The sequence below is a fragment of the Achromobacter sp. RT286_PF genome, from assembly GCF_059760425.1.
This window is the reverse complement of the sequence record NZ_JCBAMR010000027.1, coordinates 40,744-57,836: the sequence shown is the minus strand read 5'-3', so window position 1 is coordinate 57,836 and position 17,093 is coordinate 40,744. Positions and strand designations below refer to the sequence as shown.

At 66.6% G+C, this 17,093-nt stretch carries 14 protein-coding genes; 5 read left to right on the top strand and 9 right to left on the bottom strand.

The genetic code is table 11. The features are described 5' to 3' along the window. Nucleotides 1-6 precede the first annotated feature (6 nt). Both murU and AC6LJY_RS19605 read right to left on the bottom strand, forming a co-directional pair. Nucleotides 7-693, bottom strand: coding sequence for an N-acetylmuramate alpha-1-phosphate uridylyltransferase MurU (gene murU, locus AC6LJY_RS19610; protein WP_319305485.1), 687 nt, complete (start codon nt 691-693; stop codon nt 7-9). Continuing rightward, nucleotides 693-1,733 (bottom strand): aminoglycoside phosphotransferase family protein, encoded by a 1,041-nt coding sequence (locus tag AC6LJY_RS19605; protein WP_120153899.1) that lies wholly within the window; start codon nt 1,731-1,733, stop codon nt 693-695. The genes murU and AC6LJY_RS19605 overlap by 1 nt, the downstream gene beginning before the upstream one ends. A 168-nt stretch (nt 1,734-1,901) precedes the next feature. On the opposite strand from AC6LJY_RS19605, the gene AC6LJY_RS19600 reads away from it, so the two are divergent. The 3 genes from AC6LJY_RS19600 to rsmA are packed head-to-tail and all read left to right on the top strand — an operon-like array spanning nt 1,902 to nt 6,679. Then, complete coding sequence (locus AC6LJY_RS19600; RefSeq protein ID WP_120153901.1) at nt 1,902-4,292, top strand: LPS-assembly protein LptD; 2,391 nt, start codon at nt 1,902-1,904, stop codon at nt 4,290-4,292. Beyond that, nucleotides 4,289-5,875: a peptidylprolyl isomerase gene (locus tag AC6LJY_RS19595; RefSeq protein ID WP_046806501.1), complete on the top strand. Its 1,587-nt coding sequence runs from the start codon at nt 4,289-4,291 to the stop codon at nt 5,873-5,875. Before AC6LJY_RS19600 ends, AC6LJY_RS19595 begins: the two co-directional genes overlap by 4 nt. An 18-nt stretch (nt 5,876-5,893) precedes the next feature. Beyond that, nucleotides 5,894-6,679 carry a 16S rRNA (adenine(1518)-N(6)/adenine(1519)-N(6))-dimethyltransferase RsmA gene (gene rsmA / locus AC6LJY_RS19590; protein ID WP_498136577.1) on the top strand — a complete coding sequence of 262 codons (786 nt, stop codon included), beginning with the start codon at nt 5,894-5,896 and terminating at the stop codon, nt 6,677-6,679. Between the two features lie 87 nt (nt 6,680-6,766). Here rsmA and AC6LJY_RS19585 read toward each other — a convergent pair whose 3' ends face one another. Then, complete coding sequence (locus AC6LJY_RS19585; RefSeq protein WP_046806499.1) at nt 6,767-7,909, bottom strand: glycerate kinase; 1,143 nt, start codon at nt 7,907-7,909, stop codon at nt 6,767-6,769. A gap of 141 nt (nt 7,910-8,050) precedes the next feature. Here AC6LJY_RS19585 and pyk point away from each other — a divergent pair, with 141 nt between their 5' ends. Next, nucleotides 8,051-9,493 (top strand): pyruvate kinase, encoded by a 1,443-nt coding sequence (pyk, locus tag AC6LJY_RS19580; RefSeq protein WP_046806498.1) that lies wholly within the window; start codon nt 8,051-8,053, stop codon nt 9,491-9,493. A 52-nt stretch (nt 9,494-9,545) separates the two neighbouring features. Here the strand turns inward: pyk and AC6LJY_RS19575 are convergent, their stop codons facing one another. Continuing rightward, entirely contained in the window at nt 9,546-10,775 is a 1,230-nt protein-coding gene (locus AC6LJY_RS19575; protein WP_314357444.1) for a nucleoside recognition domain-containing protein, read from the bottom strand. Between the two features lie 148 nt (nt 10,776-10,923). On the opposite strand from AC6LJY_RS19575, the gene AC6LJY_RS19570 reads away from it, so the two are divergent. Further along, the gene (locus AC6LJY_RS19570) at nt 10,924-13,233 is read left to right on the top strand and encodes an acyl-CoA dehydrogenase (RefSeq protein WP_498136576.1); all 2,310 of its coding nucleotides are present in this window, start codon (nt 10,924-10,926) and stop codon (nt 13,231-13,233) included. Here the strand turns inward: AC6LJY_RS19570 and def are convergent. Genes def through AC6LJY_RS19545 form a run of 5 tightly spaced genes read right to left on the bottom strand, consistent with a single transcriptional unit; the run spans nt 13,230 to nt 17,091 of the window. Further along, nucleotides 13,230-13,763 carry a peptide deformylase gene (gene def / locus AC6LJY_RS19565; RefSeq protein ID WP_104143448.1) on the bottom strand — a complete coding sequence of 178 codons (534 nt, stop codon included), beginning with the start codon at nt 13,761-13,763 and terminating at the stop codon, nt 13,230-13,232. The genes AC6LJY_RS19570 and def overlap by 4 nt on opposite strands. Before the next feature lie 11 nt (nt 13,764-13,774). Continuing rightward, nucleotides 13,775-14,170 carry a lactoylglutathione lyase gene (gene gloA, locus AC6LJY_RS19560; protein WP_046806494.1) on the bottom strand — a complete coding sequence of 132 codons (396 nt, stop codon included), beginning with the start codon at nt 14,168-14,170 and terminating at the stop codon, nt 13,775-13,777. Between the two features lie 11 nt (nt 14,171-14,181). Continuing rightward, nucleotides 14,182-15,324, bottom strand: coding sequence for a 2-aminoethylphosphonate--pyruvate transaminase (locus AC6LJY_RS19555; RefSeq protein WP_498136575.1), 1,143 nt, complete (start codon nt 15,322-15,324; stop codon nt 14,182-14,184). Nucleotides 15,325-15,344: 20 nt separating this feature from the next. After that, complete coding sequence (locus AC6LJY_RS19550; RefSeq protein ID WP_498136574.1) at nt 15,345-16,376, bottom strand: M48 family metallopeptidase; 1,032 nt, start codon at nt 16,374-16,376, stop codon at nt 15,345-15,347. Beyond that, nucleotides 16,363-17,091 carry a lysophospholipid acyltransferase family protein gene (locus AC6LJY_RS19545; RefSeq protein WP_046806492.1) on the bottom strand — a complete coding sequence of 243 codons (729 nt, stop codon included), beginning with the start codon at nt 17,089-17,091 and terminating at the stop codon, nt 16,363-16,365. Before AC6LJY_RS19545 ends, AC6LJY_RS19550 begins: the two co-directional genes overlap by 14 nt. Nucleotides 17,092-17,093: the final 2 nt, after the last annotated feature.

Here is a 17,093-nt window from a genome sequence, read left to right as displayed (position 1 = left end):
TGAGCGTCAGCGTGCTGCTGCGAGGAGCTCCGCGTCCAGGTCGGCAAGCCGTTGCGGGGTGCCGACATCGACCCAGCGGCCGTCGTGGCGTGCGCCGCGCGCCAGGTTTTTGGCCATTGCCTGCCGTAGCAGGGGCGCCAGGGGCGCCGCCGTGCCGCGCTGGACATCCGCGAACAACGAGGGATGGTAGACGCCGATGCCTGCGTAGGTCAAACGCGGCTCGCCGTCGGCATGCAGGACGCCATCGGGCGATAGCCGGAAATCACCGGTCGGGTGCTGCACGGGGTTGTCGACCATCAACAAGCCCACGCCACCATCCGGCACATTGGCCGCCAGGGACGGCGCCAGCGCGGGGTCCCAGTCGCACCAGACGTCGCCGTTCACAACCAGGAACGGCGCATCGCCCAGCAGGGCAAGCGCCTGGGCGATGCCGCCGGCGGTTTCCAGCGCGGTGCCTTCGGCTGAATACCGAATCTGCACGCCGAAAGCACCGCCATCGCCCAGCGCGCGTTCGATCTCGTGGCCCAGCCAGGCATGGTTGATGACGATCTGGCGGATGCCCGCCGCCGCCAGCCGTTCCAAATGCCAGACGATCAGGGGCTTGCCGCCGACCGCCAGCAGGGGCTTGGGCAGCCGATCGGTCAGCGGGCGCATGCGTTCGCCGCGGCCCGCGGCAAGAATCATGGCTTGCATCAAAAGGTGTATCCGACGCTGACCTGGCGGTCGTCCAGTTGGTCGAGCAGGCGCAGCAGGGGGGTGAAAACGCCGTAGCGCTGGGCCACCTGACGGACGTAGCCGTTCATGCGCGGCATGTGGGCCAGGTAATGCGCCTTGCCGTCGCGGTGGTTCAGGCGGGCGAATACGCCCATGATGCGCAGGTTGCGTTGCAGGCCCATCCATTCGTAGGCGCGATGGAATTCGGCAAAGTCGGCGTCCACGGGCAGGCCCGCCGCGCGCGCCATTTCCCAATAGCGGATGGCCCAGTCCAGCTGCTGCGGTTCTTCCCAGGTGGTGCGGGCGTCGGTAACCAACGAGGCCAGGTCATAGGTGATGGGGCCCACCAGCGCGTCCTGGAAGTCGATGACGCCCGGGTTGGGACCGTACTGCGGTTGGTCGCACACCATCAGGTTGGGCGAATGAAAGTCGCGATGCACCAGTACCTGCGCCTGGCCGCCGTTGCTGGTCGACAGCAGGGCGAAGATCTTTTCCAGAGCGTTGGCGGTCTTGTCGTCCAGCGTGACGCCGTGGTGCTTGTTGACGTACCACTGGGGGAACAGCTTGAGCTCGTCGGCCAGCCGGTTGGTGTCGTACGTGGCCAGGCCGCGGGTGGACGCCTGTTGCAAGCGCACCAGCGCGGCCAGTGCCTCGCGGTACAGCGTTTGCAGTTCGCTATCGGAAATGCCGGCCTGGATGCGCTGATAGTAGGTTTGCTCGCCCAGGTCGGACAGCAGCAGCAGGCCCTGGTCCAGGTCCTGTTCCAGCACCTGGGGCACGTTCAGCCCGGCTTCGGCCAGCAGTTGGCCCACGTGCAGGAAGGGGCGGCAGTCTTCGTGCGCCGGCGGCGCGTCCATGACAATCAGGGTGCGCTCGCCGGCGTCCAAACGGAAATAACGGCGAAAACTGGCGTCGGCGGAGGCCGGGCGCAGCGTGTCCACGGCCAGGTTCAAGGCTTTGGGCAGGCTTTCCAGCCAGTTGCGGATCTGCACCAGGCGGGGGTCGTGATCGTTTTTCAAGGAAGATCCGTGTCAGAAGGGCAATATTGCTGAAATTTGCGTTCGGCGCACATAAGGCTGGGCGTATGGCGCGGCTTCTCTATAATACCGGCTCGTTTACACCAGCATCGGCCGTTTTCCGCCGCCGATGCCAGGTTTTCCCATCGTCAAAAAGGGCTGTTTTCACTCGTGCGCAAGGTTCGGTGGTTGATCCTCTCTGCTGTCAGCGTGGCCGCCGGAGCCGTCCAGGCTCAAGGCAGCCAAGGTTCGACTCCCGCGGCGTCCGCAGCAACCGCGACCTCCGCGGCCCCCGTGTTGCGTACGTCGCCGGGTCTGCGCATTCACCGCCTGCCCGATGAAAGCATCCCCGCGTACCTGGAAGCCGACAGCATCGAGGGCGACCCCGATTCCGACCTGACCCTGAACGGCAGCGCGCAAGTGCGCCGCATCGATGGCGTCATCAAGGGCGACCGCATCAACTACCGCAAGGACACCGGCGAAGTCGATGTCCAGGGCAGTGCGCGCATGATGCGCGACGGCACCTTGGTGACCGGCCCCAACGCCAAGTTCAACGTCGACAAATATTCAGGCCAGGTCGAAAAGCCCAACTTCTGGATGGGCGCCACCGGCGGCTTCGCCGTTGCCGAACACGCCGACATCTTCAGCAAGTCGCAGATGCGGCTGCATACGGTCACGTACAGCGGCTGCTCGTGCGAAACGCCGTCCTGGTACATCAAGGCCAACACCGTCGACATCGATTTCGACGAAAACGAAGGCGTGGCGCGCAACGGCGTGCTGTATTTCAAGGACGTGCCGATCCTGGCGTCGCCCTACATGACCTTCCCGGTCAAGAAAGAACGCAAGTCGGGCTTCCTGATGCCGACGTATGGCACCACCAGCCAGGGCGGCTTCGACATTTCGCTGCCGTACTACCTGAACCTGGCGCCCAACTACGACATGACGGTCCAGCCGCGCTACTTTTCCAAGCGCGGCATGCAGCTGGGCGGCGAATTCCGCTACCTGGGCTCGTCCTATCTGGGCACCCTGGACGGCACCTACCTGCCTAACGACAACGTCACCAGCGAAGACCGCTGGATGTACTGGTGGCGCCACCAGCAGACGTTCTCGCACGGCTTCTACGCCGACTGGGACATCGCCAAGGTTTCTGACGACGACTACTTCCGCGACATCTCGCAGTTGGGCCTGAACCAGGCGTCGACCACCTACCTGCCGCAGCGCGGCCGCGTGGGTTGGGCCTCCAACTACTGGAGCACGTACGCACAGGTCTACAAGTACCAGACGCTGCAGGATCCGGACGCGCCGCTGGTGCCGCCGTACGACAAGGAACCCGAGTTGTACCTGCGCGGTGCGCGCTATGACTGGGGCGGTTTCGACGTTGACTGGACGTCTACCGCCGTGCGTTTCCGCCGTCCCGATTTCGGCTCGACCGTTCGCTACCCTGATGGCGACCGCTTGCAGTCCTACCCGACGGTGTCGTACCCCATCGTGCGCCCGGGCTGGTTCATCATCCCCAAGGCGGGCGTGAACTACACCCAGTACCAGACCAAATGGTATGGCGTGGATGCGCTGGGCCTGAACGGCGGTTCGGCCGACGGCCTGCCGCGTTCGCAATCGCGCACCGTGCCGATCATGTCGCTGGACGCCGGCCTGATCTTCGAACGCGACACGTCGCTGTTCGGCAAGGCGTCCACGCAAACGCTCGAACCGCGCCTGTACTACCTGCGCGTGCCGTACCGCGACCAGTCCAAGATGCCGGTCTACGACACGTCGCTGGCCGACTTCAGCTTCTCGCAGGCCTTCGAAGAAAACATCTACACCGGCGGCTGGGACCGTATCTCGAACGCCAACCAGCTGACGGCCGCCTTGACCACGCGCTGGCTGGACGCCAATACCGGCTTCGAGCGCATGTCGCTGGCCGTGGCGCAGCGCCTGTATTTTGAAGATCAAAAGGTCACGCTGCCGGGCGAAACGCCGCGTGAAAACGTGCGGTCCGACTTCCTGGTGGGCGCCAGCGCGGCACTGACCGACACCCTGAGCACCGACGTGGCCGCTCAGTACAATCCTTACCAGAACCAGTGGTCGCGCGGCTTGGTCAGCGCACGCTGGTCGCCGCAGCGCCTGACCACGGTGGCGCTGTCGTATCGTTATCAGCGCGATCCGCAACCGGGCGTTCAGTATCAGCCCCAGGGCCAGAACCAGGTCAGCCTGGCGTTGCAATGGCCGTTCAACAAGCGTTGGTACGGCGTGGGTCGCGTGGATTATTCCTTGCGCTCCGGGCCGTCCAGCACGGTGGCCAACACGACGGAATCTCCCCGTGTCACGCAGGCCATCGCCGGCGTCGAGTACAAGGGCGATTGCTGCTGGGTGGGCCGCGTGGTCTACCAGCGCTATGCTGTATCGGCAACGGACGCGAACTCCGCTGTGTTCTTCCAGCTTGAGCTGACCGGTCTGGGTTCCCTGGGAACCGACCCGATGAACCTGCTGAACAGAAGTATCCCCGGCTACACCAGCATTACACCGCCCGTGCCGGCTGGGACCACATTTGAAAGGTATGAATGATGCGTAGGTTGCACTCTTTGCGCCGCCTGTCCGGCAGTGCGCTGTTGTTGGCCTTATGCGCCGGCCTTCCCGCCGCGCACGCGGCCGAGCCAACAGGCCGGGCCGCGAACAATGGCGCCAAGGCCGCGCCCGCCGCTCAGAAAACCACGCCGGCGCCCAAGGGCGAGCAGTTCGTGGACGGCATCGCGGCCGTGGTCGACAAGGACGTGATCACATTGCGCGAACTGCGCGACGCGTCCATCCGCATTTCGACCGAACTGAAATCGCGCGGCATCCAGGTGCCCGACGACCAGACCTTGCAGCATCAAGTGTTGCAGCGCCTGATCATGGAACGCGTGCAACGCCACGAAGCCGACCGGCTTGGCATTCGCGTGGACGATGCCCAGGTGGACCAGGCCATCCAGACCATCGCGGCGCGCAACAAGATCAGCGTGGCGCAACTGCGCGGCGAAATCGAAAAGTCAGGCACCAATTGGGATGCCTACCGCAAGTCGCTGCGTGACGAGATCCGCACGGATCGCTTGCGCCAGCGCGCGGTGGATTCCACCATCGTCATTTCCGACACCGAGGTCGACGCGTTCCTGAAGGACCAGCGCCGCAACCCGGCGTTTGGCGCCGCGCCGCAAGCGCAGCAGCAGCCACAACCGCAGGCGCAGCCCGAGCCCGCGCCCGAGCAGGCCGCCGCGCCTTCCGGGCCGATGCTGTACGCGCTGGCCCAGATTCTGGTGCGCGTGCCGGAAGGCTCCACCCCGGAACAGCTGGCGGTGCTGCGCAAGAAGGCCGAAGACATCCTGGCGCGCGCCAAGCGCGGCGACGATTTCGCCAGCCTGGCGGCAGCATCGTCGGATGGCCCCGAAGCCTTGCAAGGCGGCGTGATGGGCGTGCGTCCGCTGGACGGCTGGCCCGACCTGTTCGTCAAGGCCATCGGCAATCTGCAAAAGGGCCAGGTCAGCAACCTGATCCAAAGCGGCAACGGCTTCCACATCATCAAGGTGATGGACCGCGGCACGGCCCAGCCGGCGCCTGGCCGCACCGCGCGCACGCCGGCCCCCACGCCGGCACCGCAGCCCGCCGCGCGTCCGCAAGCGCCCGCGCAGCAAGGCCCGACCAAGGTCATGCAGACCCGCGCGCGCCACATCCTGATCAAGACGTCTACCGTCATGAGCGACGAAACCGCGCGCCAGCGCCTGGAACAGGTGCGCCAGCGCCTGGTGTCGGGCGGCGCCAAGTTTGAAGACATGGCGCGCCAGTATTCGCAGGACGCCACCGCGCCGCAGGGCGGCGAACTGGGATGGCTGAACCCGGGTGAAACCGTGCCGCCGTTCGAAGCCGCCATGAACGCGCTGAAGCCGGGCGAAATCAGCCCGCCGATCCAGTCGCCCTTTGGCTGGCACCTGATTGAAGTCGAAGAACGCCGCGAACACGACGCCACCGACGACCTGGCCCGCATGAAGGCGCGCCAGATTCTGTTCGAGCGCCGCGCCCAGCCTGCTTTTGAAGACTGGCTGGAGCAATTGCGTGCTCAGGCTTACGTCGACAACCGGCTTGAAAAGCAGCAAAAGATCCAGCAGAACAACCGCTAAACGCATTACGGGCTTTTCATGTCTCAACACCAGGCGCGCAAGCGCTTCGGCCAGAACTTCCTGACCGACGAAAGCGTCGTCGAGTCCATCGTCCGGGCGGTTGCCCCCGCCCGTGACGATGCCGTGGTCGAAATCGGCCCAGGGTTATCTGCCTTGACCCGGCCGCTGCTAGAGCGTCTGGACCAACTCACCGCCGTGGAAATCGACCGCGACCTGGCCGCGCGCCTGCGCAAGCAGTTTGATGCGTCGCGCCTGACCGTCGTCGAAGCCGACGCGTTGACGGTGGATTTCTCGCAATTCGGCAGCGCGCTGCGCGTGGTGGGCAATCTGCCCTACAACATTTCCAGCCCGCTGCTGTTCCATCTGATGACGTGGGCCGACCACATCCGCGACCAGCATTTCATGTTGCAGCGCGAAGTCATCGACCGCATGGTGGCGCAAGCGGGCTCCGGCGATTTCAGCCGCTTGTCCGTGATGTTGCAGTCGCGCTATCGCATGCACAAGCTGTTCGATGTGCCGCCCGAAGCGTTCGATCCGCCGCCCAAGGTGGTGTCGGCCATTGTGCGCATGGTGCCGCTGCCGGCCGACCGCCTGCAACCGGTCAGTGTGCGTGCCTTTGAAACCGTGGTGGCGCGCGCCTTTTCGCAGCGCCGCAAGATGCTGCGTCGCGTGTTGGCCGACTGGGCGCCGCAAGTGCCCTGGGAAGCGCTGGACATTGCGCCGACCGCGCGCGCCGAGGATATTTCGGTGGACCGGTATATCCGCCTGTCGGATGCGCTGGTGGCAGCGGGACTGCTTCAGTAAGCGCAAAGCGCGGAGCGCTTCAAGCGGGCGTGGCGCGTGTCACGCAATGCAAGCGTGGCGCATGCCACGCTATCCGCGCCAGGCGCATCACAACATCCGTTTTTGCGCGGCCATCCATAGCTGCATGACGTCGCGCGCACGCTCGGCAAGCAGCTTTTCCGCGTCGGCCAGTGCTTGTTGCAACGTGATGGGACCGGGCGCCAAACTAAACGCGGCGCTGATGCCGCCGGCGTGCAGCGCTTCGTAGCCCTCACCCAACGACCCCGCCAGCGCCACCACCGGCACGCCGGCCTGCTGCGCGATCTTGGCCACGCCCGCCGGGGTTTTGCCGCGCAGCGTTTGCGCGTCCATGCGGCCTTCGCCGGTGAACACCAGCGTGGCGCCTTCGATGGCGTCGGCCAGGCCGCCAAGCTCGGCCACAATTTCCACGCCCGGGCGAAAGTGCGCCTGCAAGAACGCCTTGGCCGCAAAGCCCAGGCCACCCGCCGCGCCCGCGCCGGGTTCGTTGCGATGGTCCACGCCCAGGTGGCGCGCGCACACATCGGCAAAATTCGACAGCATCTGGTCCAGCGCCAACACCTGTTCCGGCGTGGCGCCTTTTTGCGGCCCGAACACGTGCGATGCGCCATGCGGGCCGCACAGCGGATTGTCGACGTCTGACGCGATATCGATGTGGATCCTGGCCAGGCGCGGATCCAGTCCGCGCGTGTCGATGGCGGCCAACTTGCCCAGCGCGCCGCCACCGGGCGGCAGGCTGTTGCCGCCCGCGTCCAGCAGGCGCACGCCCAGCGCCGTCAGCATGCCGGCGCCCGCGTCGTTGGTGGCGGACCCGCCCAAGCCCAGGATGATGCGCGTGGCGCCCGCGTTCACGGCCGCCAGCATCAGCTCGCCCACGCCGTGGCTGCTGGCGCGCATCGGGTCACGCTTGGACGGCGAGATCAGTTCCAACCCCGCCGCTGCTGCCATTTCGATCACGGCCGTGCCGTCTTCCAGCAGGCCCCATACGGCGTCAACCTTGTAGCCCAGCGCGTCGTTCACCGTCAGCTGCTGTTCCTTGCCGCCGGTGGCGGCCAGCACGGCTTCGACCGTGCCTTCGCCGCCGTCGGCCATGGGCACGCATATCGTGTGGGCGCCGGGGCAGGCGGCTTTCACGCCGCGCGCAATGGCCGCCGCCGCGTCGGGGGCGGACACGCTTTCCTTGAAGGAGTCGGGAGCAATGACGATTTTCACGGGTTGGGGTCGCCTCGTAATCGGTGGGAGTAAGGGCTGGAGTAACCGCTGGAATAACTGCTGGAGCAAGGGCCATGATACCCGCGCCGACGCAGGCGGCGTACCATAGCGCTTTCGTTGTTTTTGCGAGAGTGGACCGTCATGCCTGTATTGCGCCGCACCAAAATTGTTGCCACCTTGGGGCCTTCGACTTCGACGCCCGAACGCATTGAAGCGCTGATCCGCGCCGGCCTTGACGTGGCCCGTTTGAACTTCTCGCACGGCAGCGCGGACGACCACCGCGACCGCGCGCGCCTGGTGCGCGACATTGCCGCCAAGCAGGGCCGTTTCGTCGCCATCATGGGCGACCTGCAAGGCCCCAAGATCCGTATCGCGCGCTTCACCGACAAGCTGGTGCAACTGCACGTCGGCCAGCCCTTCACGCTGTCGCGCGTGCATCCCAAGGATGCGGGCACGGCCAGCATCGTCGGCATCGATTACCCGGAACTGGTCACGGATTGCCGCGTGGGCGACGAACTGCTGCTGGACGATGGCCGTGTCGTGCTGGTGGTGGACCGCGTCGAAGGCGATGAAGTCCACACCACCGTTACGGTGGGCGGCCCGCTGTCGAACAACAAGGGCATCAACCGCCGTGGCGGCGGCTTGTCCGCGCCCAGCCTCACCGACAAGGACCGCGTCGACATCAAGCTGGCGGCCGAAATGGAACTGGATTACGTGGCCGTGTCGTTCCCGCGCTATGGCAGCGACATCGACGAGGCCCGCGCCCTGTTGGCCGAGGCCGGCAGCCAGGCATGGATCATCGCCAAGATCGAACGCGCCGAAGCCGTGGCCGACGACGAAGCGCTGGACTCGCTGATTCGCGCCAGCGACGGCGTGATGGTGGCGCGCGGCGACCTGGGCGTGGAAGTGGGCGACGCCGAACTCGTCGGCATCCAGAAGCGCATCATTCAGCACGCGCGCACGCTGAATAAAGTGGTCATCACCGCGACGCAGATGATGGAATCCATGATCTCCAGCCCCATGCCCACGCGCGCCGAAGTGTCGGACGTGGCCAACGCGGTGCTGGACTACACCGACGCCGTGATGCTGTCGGCGGAAAGCGCCTCGGGCCAGTATCCCGTTGAAACCGTGCAAGCCATGGCGCGCGTTTGCCTGGGCGCGGAAAAGCACCCGACGTCCACGGTGTCGCATCACCGCATGGGCGAGACGTTCACGCGCTGCGATGAAACCATTGCGCTGGCGGCCATGTACGCGGCCAACCACTTTCCGGGTGTCAAGGCCATCATCGCCTTGACCGAAAGCGGCCACACGCCGCTGATCATGTCGCGCATTCGTTCGGGCGTGCCGATCTACTGCTACAGCCCGCACAGCCTGACGCAGAACCGCGTGGCGATGTTCCGGGGCGTCTACACCATTCCGTTCGCGCCGTCGGACTACGAACCGGCCGAACTCAGCGAGGCCGCCATCGACGAACTGCGCAAGCGCAACCTGGTCAAGACGGGCGACTGGGTCATCCTGACCAAGGGCGATTTCTACCGCGACAGCGGTGGCACCAACGGTATGAAGATCCTGCTGGTGGATTGACCCGGGCGTGCGGGGCCGCGACCCGGCCCCGCTACGCCCGCCTGGCCGGCTTTCAGCCAAAGAACCAGTAGCACACGCCGATGGCGGCCATCACGCCGGCCGCATCGGCGACCAGCGCGCAGCCCACCGCGTGGCGCGCGCGTAATATCCCCACCGACCCGAAGTACACCGCCAGCACGTAGAAGGTGGTTTCGGTGCTGCCCTGCATCACGGCCGACAGCAGGGCGGGGAAGCTGTCCACGCCGAAATGCGTCATGGTTTCCAGCATCATCGCGCGCGCCGCGCTGCCGGAAAACGGCTTGACCAGCGCGGTCGGCAGCGCGTCGACAAAGCGCGTGTCCCAGCCGGCTTGCAACGCCAGCCAGCGGATGCCGTCCAGCAGGAAATCCAGCGCGCCCGATGCGCGCAGCACCCCCACCGCGCACAGCATGGCCACCAGATACGGCAGCAGGCTCTTGGCAATGTCGAAGCCTTCCTTGGCGCCCTCGATGAACGTTTCGTAGACCGGCACCTTTTTCCAGGCGCCCACGACCAAGAACGCCAGCAGGATGCCGAACAGCGCCAGGTTGCCCATCACGGACGATAACGACGCGATGGCCGTGGCCGACATGCCGGCCAGCAGCGCCATGAAGCCGCCCATGAGCAAGGCCGCGCCGCCCAGCCACAGCATCACTACCGGGTCGGTCAGCCGCAGGCGCTGGCACACGGCCACGGCCAGAAAGCCCGCCAACGTCGACGCGCTGGTTGCCAGCAGGATGGGCAGGAATACCAGCGTGGGGTCGGCCGCGCCCTGCTGCGCGCGAAACATGAACAGCGTGACGGGCAGCAGCGTCAGCGATGACGCGTTCAGCACCAGGAACAGGATCTGCGCGTTGCTGGCGGTTTCAGGCGTGGGGTTCAGGGATTGCAGTTCGCGCATGGCGCGCAGGCCGATGGGGGTGGCGGCGTTGTCCAGCCCCAGACCGTTGGCCGCGAAGTTCAGCGTGATCAGACCGATGGCGGGGTGATTGCGCGGCACGCCGGGCATCAGGCGCGCGAACAGCGGCCCCAGCAGGCGCGCCAGCTTTTCCACCAGCCCGGCGGCTTCGGCGATACGCAGGAAGCCCAGCCACAAGGTCAGCGTGCCAAACAGCAGCACCATCACCTCGACCGACACGCGCGCCATGTCGAACAGGCTGGCCACCATCAGGCGAAAGACGTCGGGGTCTCCAATGGCCAGCCAGCGGTACAGCGCGGCGGCGGCGGCGGTCAGGAAGAAGCCCAGCCAGAGTTTGTTCAGCATGCGTGACGATGCCCGGACAGCGGTTGAATGCGCACCAGCGCGGGGACGCTCATTGTCGCAGAGTCAGCCCTGGCCAGCTTGGCCGCGCGGCGCCAATTCTGGTACTTTGGGCCGAACCGCCCTAGGGCCATAACAGTGAGGGACACTCATGGATTTCAATGCCTGGCGCCGTCGCCGCATCTCGGAACCCGCGTACCGCTGGGCGCGCAACGCCTTGCCCCCCATGTCGGCCACCGAGCGCGAAGCCATCGAGGCCGGAGACACCTGGTGGGACGCCGACCTGTTCACCGGCAACCCCAACTGGCGCAAGCTGCTGGACGTGCCCGCCGCCACCCTCACCCCCGAAGAGCAGGCGTTTATCGATGGCCCCGTGGCGCAGCTGTGCGGCATGCTGGACGAATGGGACATCACCTGGAACCGGCGCGACTTGCCACCGCAGGTCTGGAGCTTTCTGAAATCGCAGCGCTTTTTCGGCATGATCATTCCGCGCCGCTATGGCGGGCTGGGCTTTTCCCCGTACGCGCATTCCGAAGTGGTGCGCCGCATATCGGCCTATTCCATCACGGCGGGCGTGACCGTCATGGTGCCCAATTCACTGGGCCCCGGCGAACTGCTGATGCAGTTCGGCACGCCCGCGCAGCGTGATTACTGGTTGCCGCGCCTGGCCGATGGCCGCGAGGTGCCGTGCTTCGGGCTGACCAGCCCCGAGGCGGGCTCGGATGCCGCGTCCATGGTGGACACCGGCGTCGTCTGCCGCCAGGTGGTCGATGGCCGCGAACTGATCGGTATCCGGCTCAACTGGCACAAGCGCTACATCACGCTGGGGCCGGTGGCCACGGTGCTGGGGCTGGCGTTCAAGATGTCAGACCCCGACGGCATTCTGGGCGGCCCGGCAGACATCGGCATTTCGGTGGCGCTGGTGCCCACCGAGGCGCCCGGCGTGGAAATTGGCCGACGCCATCTGCCGGCCATGCAGGTGTTTCAGAACGGCCCGAACAAAGGGCGCGATGTGTTCGTGCCGCTGGATGCGCTGATCGGCGGCGAGGCCCGCGCCGGGCAGGGCTGGAAGATGCTGATGAGCGCCTTGGCCGCCGGGCGCGGCATTTCGCTGCCGTCGCTGTCGGCCGCCGCCGCCGTCATGTGCGCCCACACCACCGGCATGTACGCGCGGGTGCGCGAGCAGTTCGGCATCCCCATCGGCAAGTTCGAAGGCGTGCAGGAACAGTTGGCCCGGCTGGCGGGCAACGCCTATCTGGTCGAGGCGGCACGCCGCCTGACCTGCGCCGCGCTGAACCAGGACGTGAAGCCGGCCGTCGTGTCCGGCATCATGAAATACCACGCCACCGAGCGCATGCGCGATTCGGTCAACGCCGCGATGGACGTGCACGCGGGCCGCGCGGTCATCGACGGCCCCAGCAACTACCTGGGCGCGCTGTACCGCGCGGTGCCCATCGCCATCACGGTCGAAGGCGCCAACATCCTGACGCGCAACCTCATCATCTTCGGGCAGGGCGCCATCCGCGCGCATCCCTATCTGATGCCCGAAATGCTGGCGCTGGCCAACCCCGACGAAGAACGCGGTATCGAGGTGTTCCACGACGTGTTCTGGCGCCATCTGCGGCACGCCGGCAAGAACACGCTGCGTGCGATCGGGCGCGCCTGGTCGGGCGCCTTGCTGGCGCCGTCGCCGGTGTCCGGCCCCACGGCCGGGCACTACCGGCGGCTGGGACGCTATGCGTCCGGCTTTGCGCTGTTGGCCGACGCCACGTTGGCGCAATTGGGTGGCGGGCTGAAGCGGCGCGAAATGATCTCGGCGCGGCTGGGCGATGTGTTGTCGCAGCTTTACCTGTTGTCGGCGGTGCTCAAGCGTTGGGAAGACGAAGGCCGCAAGCACGACGATCTGCCGCTGGTGCATTGGTGCATGGAGCAGGGCTACGCCAGCATCGAGAAAAGCCTGGACGACGTGCTGCGCAACCTGCCGGGCCGCGTGCTGGCGTGGGGCCTGCGCGCCGCCATCCTGCCGTGGCGCCTGGCACGCGGGCCGAACGACGCCTTGACGCGCGCCTGCGCCGACCTGCTGTTGAAGCCATCACCCACGCATGACCGGCTGGCGGCCGACCTGCATCGCGAGCCGGGCAGCGGCGCGGGGGCTGGCGTACTGCTGGGGGGCGGCCGCGCGGGTAGCGACCCCTTGGCGGATCTGACCCGCGCCTTCGCGCTGGTTGAAGCGGTGCAGCCCATCCGCGACCGCCTGCGCCAGTCGAACGTGCGCAATTGGCGCCAGGCGCATCAGCTGGGCGCCATCACGGACGCCCAGGCCGCGCAGCTGGAGGCGGCGGACGCGATGGTGTCCAAGGTCTTGCAGGTGGATGACTTTGCGCCGCAAGAGCTGTCGCCCCAGGCGGCAAGCCCTGATTCGACGTCCGCTTCCGACCAGGCCCCGGAACCCGACGCTTAGTCGTCGGCGTTCGGATCCATGCCCGGAAACAGGATTTCAGTGAAGCCGAACTTCGTGAAATCCTGAATGCGCGACGGGTACAGGCGGCCGATCAGGTGGTCGCATTCGTGCTGCACCACACGGGCATGAAAGCCTTCGGCTTCGCGCTCGATCAGCTGGCCATACGGGTCGCGGCCGCTGTAGCGGATGTGGCGATAGCGCGGCACCAGCCCGCGCAGGCCGGGCACCGACAGGCAGCCTTCCCAGCCGTCTTCCATCTCGTCCGACAGCGGCGTGATGACCGGGTTGCACAAGATGGTTTGCGGCACGGGGGGCGCGTCGGGATAGCGGTCGTTGCGGTCAAAGCCGAAGATCACCAGTTGCAGGTCCACGCCGATCTGCGGCGCCGCCAGCCCCACGCCTTGCGCGGCCGCCATGGTTTCAAACATGTCGTCGATCAGGGCGTGCAGCTCGGGCGTGTCGAATTTATCGACGGGCGGGGCCACGCGCAGCAGGCGCGGGTCGCCCATTTTCAGGATGGGGTGGATCATGGCGGTACGCGTCAGTCCTGACGGCCTTTCTTCTGGATGAACTCGATCTTGTAGCCGTCCGGGTCTTCCACAAAGGCGATCACGGTCTTGCCGTGCTTCATCGGGCCGGCTTCGCGGGTGACCTTGCCGCCGCGTTCCTTGACCTTGTCACAGGCTTCGTAGGCGTTGTCCACTTCCAGCGCGATGTGGCCGTAGCCGTTGCCCAGGTCGTACTTTTCGGTGTCCCAGTTGTGGGTCAGTTCGATGACCGCGCCTTCGGATTCGTCTTGATAACCCACGAAGGCCAGCGTGAACTTGCCTTCCGGGTAGTCGTTGCGGCGCAGCACGCGCATGCCGAGCACGTTGGTGTAGAAATCGATGGATTTATCAAGGTTGCCGACTCGCAGCATGGTGTGGAGCATACGCATGGAGATCTTCCTTAGGCGATGAGGGGTTGTGGCAGGAACCCGGGGTTGCCCGAGTGTTGCCGCGTAATGCCGATGTCGCGCAGTGCGCCGCCCATGGCGGCGACCGCCTGCCGCATCTGGTCCGCGCCAAAGGCGCCGATGCAGCCGACCCGGAACGTGGGTTGTTCGGTGTTGAAGAAATTACTGAGCACGTAGCCGCGCGCCTTCAGGGCGTCCACGAACAACTGCAGATGCCAGTTCGGGGAATCCGGCGCATGCACGTTGACGACGATGGGGCCTTGCAGATCGCGCGACAGGTAGGGCGTCAGGCCCAGCTCGCTGACGCCATCATAAAGCGTGCGCATGTTGGCCGTATAACGCGCCAGCCGCGCCTCGCGGCCTTCCTGGCGGTACAGGTCCAGCGCCACGGCCAGCGCCGCCAGCGTGGGTGCGGGCGGCGTGAAGCGCGGGCCGGCATTGGGCGCCAGCGTGTGTTGATAGATGTCGGCCAGGTCCAGCGACCAGCTGCCCGCGTTGCCGCGCGCGGCTTCCAGGCGGTCGCGGCGGGCCACGACGAAGGCGGCGCCGGGCAGCCCTTCCAGGCATTTATTGGCCGTCAGCACCACGGCATCCACGGCGGGCAGGGCGGAGACGTCCAGCGGCAATGCGCCGAAGGCGGATACCGCGTCGACGATGACGCGGCGGCCCAGCGCGTCGGCAATGCGCGCCAACGCCGGCACGTCGTGGCAGATGCCGCTGCCCGTTTCGCTATAGACCAGCGCCAGGTGCGTCAGCGTGGGGTCTTGTTCCAGCGCGGCGGCCACGGCGGCCGGGTCCAGGCGTTCGGTGGCACCCACCGCCAGCGGCACGGCGATGCGCCCGGCGTCGCTGGCCAACTTTTGCAGGCGGGCCGCGTACGCGCCGGTGGACGGCGCCAGCAGGCGGCCGCCGGGCGGCACGAAGGTGCGCACGGCGGCTTCCACCGCAAAGTGGCCGCAGCCGGGCAGCGCCAGCGCCACGTGCTCGTCGGCCGAGCCCTGGGCTACCTGCAAGACGCCGTCGCAGACCTGTCGGTAGGCTGCGCGGAAATCGTTGTCCCACGGCGCGTAGTCTTGCGCCATGGCGGCCTTCACCCGCGCGTCGGTCGTGACCGGGCCAGGAATCAGCAGCAACATTGTCTTGTCTCCAGTGCGCCTCAGAACTGAGGCAGCGAAGCGGGGTCGTGGCGCCGCAGGACGTTCTTGGCGTCTTCGAAGTCGGGAAGGATCTGGCCGACTTCGCGCCAGAAGTCCTGACTGTGGTTCATCTCGCGCAGATGCGCAAGCTCGTGCGCGATGACGTAGTCGATGATGCCGGGCGCGAAATGGATCAGGCGCCAGTTCAGCATGATGTTGCCGTCGCTGGTGCAGGAGCCCCAGCGCGTGGCGGCGGACGACAGCCGCCAGCGGCGGATCTTCAAGCCGCTGATTTGCAGGAAATGCGCCAGCCGCGCGCCGAACCAGGCGCCCGCGCGCTGCTGTAGCCAGGCTTGCGCGGCGTCGCGGATGCGGCTTTGGTCGGCCGTGGACGGCAGCGCCAGCCACAGCGTGTCGCCGTCCTCGGGCGCGTCGGCATCGCCCGACAGGCGCGACTGACGGCTGTCGCCGCCTACGCCGATCAGGATGCGCTTGCCCAGGTAAGGCAGTTCGCCGCCCGCCTGCCAGCGCGTGTGCGCCATGGCCAGCTGCTGCTTGCGGGCGTGCCATTCGCGCAGCTTGGTGACGATCCAGCGCGCTTTCTCGCGGACCGCGTCGTCGATCTGCGTCAGCGTGACCCAGCTGGGCGCGGTGACCCGCAGGCCGTCGTCGGTGATGACAAAGCCAATGCTGCGCCGGCGCGAACGCAGCAGCACGAAGCCGATGGGCTGTGGGTCGGTGGGGATTTCGCGCCAGCGCGCGCCGGGCGGCAGCGGGTCGGGGCAGGGCGTGGGCACGCGCGAGGCGGCATTGGGCGACAGCGTCAGCAGCGGTTCGCCCTTGCCGGCATCGCCTTGAGAGGCGTCGGGGAACAAGTTCACCGGCGTGACGGGCTGGGGCTGGGGCTGGGGTTGGGGCTGAGGCTGCTGAGGCTGCGGTTCAAGCCTGGGCTGCGGCCGCGGCTTCGGCGTGGCGATCAGCGGCGACGCGCCGTGGGGCGCGTCGTGTTCTTGCATGTCGAACAAGAGTTCGAGCTGATCAGTGCTGGGCATACCTTTCAGGATTCAGACGCCGCATTTCCCCTTCGATCCATTCCTGAACCTTCTGGTTCAGTTCGTCGGGGGAGAGTCCTTTGGATTCTATCGCGGGACCGATCGACAAGGTGACCAGCCCCGGATATTTGACGAAAGCGTTGCGCCGCCAGCACTCGCCGGCGTTGTGCGCCACCGGAATAACCACCGCGCCGGTGCGCGAGGCCAGCAGCGCTCCGCCCATCTTGAAGCGCGCCGTCTTGCCCGGCGGCACGCGCGTGCCCTCGGGAAACAGCAGCGGCCAGCGGCCTTCGTCCATGCGCGTCTGGCCCTGCTTGACCACCTGGTCGAAGGCGTCGCGGCCCTTCGAGCGGTCAATGGCAATCATGCGCAGCAGCGCCAGGCCCCAGCCGAAGAACGGCACCATGTGCAGTTCTTTCTTGTAGACGAAGCACACTTCGCGCGGCATGTGCGCGGGAAAGAACAGCGTTTCCCAGGCCGACTGGTGCTTGGACAGGATCACCGCCGGGCCGTCGGGCAGGTTTTCCCAGCCCTTGACCTGCCAGCGGATACCGCAGAACACCTTGGCGCCCCAGATGGCCAGGCGCGGCCAGCCCACCGTCAGCTTGTAGCGCCAATGCAGCGGCAGCGGCGCCCACAGGATGCACAGGAACGCGTAGGGAATGACCGTGATGGCCAGGAACAGGAAATACAGCAGCGAACGTAGCCGGGCCATTG

Bases quoted from the DNA above. Each gene is read 5' to 3' on its own strand.
- murU (WP_319305485.1), bottom strand. From the start codon at position 693: ATGCAAGCCATGATTCTTGCCGCGGGCCGCGGCGAACGCATGCGCCCG.
- AC6LJY_RS19595 (WP_046806501.1), top strand. From the start codon at position 4,289: ATGATGCGTAGGTTGCACTCTTTGCGCCGCCTGTCCGGCAGTGCGCTG.
- rsmA (WP_498136577.1), top strand. From the start codon at position 5,894: ATGTCTCAACACCAGGCGCGCAAGCGCTTCGGCCAGAACTTCCTGACC.
- pyk (WP_046806498.1), top strand. From the start codon at position 8,051: ATGCCTGTATTGCGCCGCACCAAAATTGTTGCCACCTTGGGGCCTTCG.
- AC6LJY_RS19575 (WP_314357444.1), bottom strand. From the start codon at position 10,775: ATGCTGAACAAACTCTGGCTGGGCTTCTTCCTGACCGCCGCCGCCGCC.
- AC6LJY_RS19570 (WP_498136576.1), top strand. From the start codon at position 10,924: ATGGATTTCAATGCCTGGCGCCGTCGCCGCATCTCGGAACCCGCGTAC.
- def (WP_104143448.1), bottom strand. From the start codon at position 13,763: ATGATCCACCCCATCCTGAAAATGGGCGACCCGCGCCTGCTGCGCGTG.
- gloA (WP_046806494.1), bottom strand. From the start codon at position 14,170: ATGCGTATGCTCCACACCATGCTGCGAGTCGGCAACCTTGATAAATCC.
- AC6LJY_RS19555 (WP_498136575.1), bottom strand. From the start codon at position 15,324: ATGTTGCTGCTGATTCCTGGCCCGGTCACGACCGACGCGCGGGTGAAG.
- AC6LJY_RS19550 (WP_498136574.1), bottom strand. From the start codon at position 16,376: ATGCCCAGCACTGATCAGCTCGAACTCTTGTTCGACATGCAAGAACAC.
- AC6LJY_RS19545 (WP_046806492.1), bottom strand. From the start codon at position 17,091: ATGGCCCGGCTACGTTCGCTGCTGTATTTCCTGTTCCTGGCCATCACG.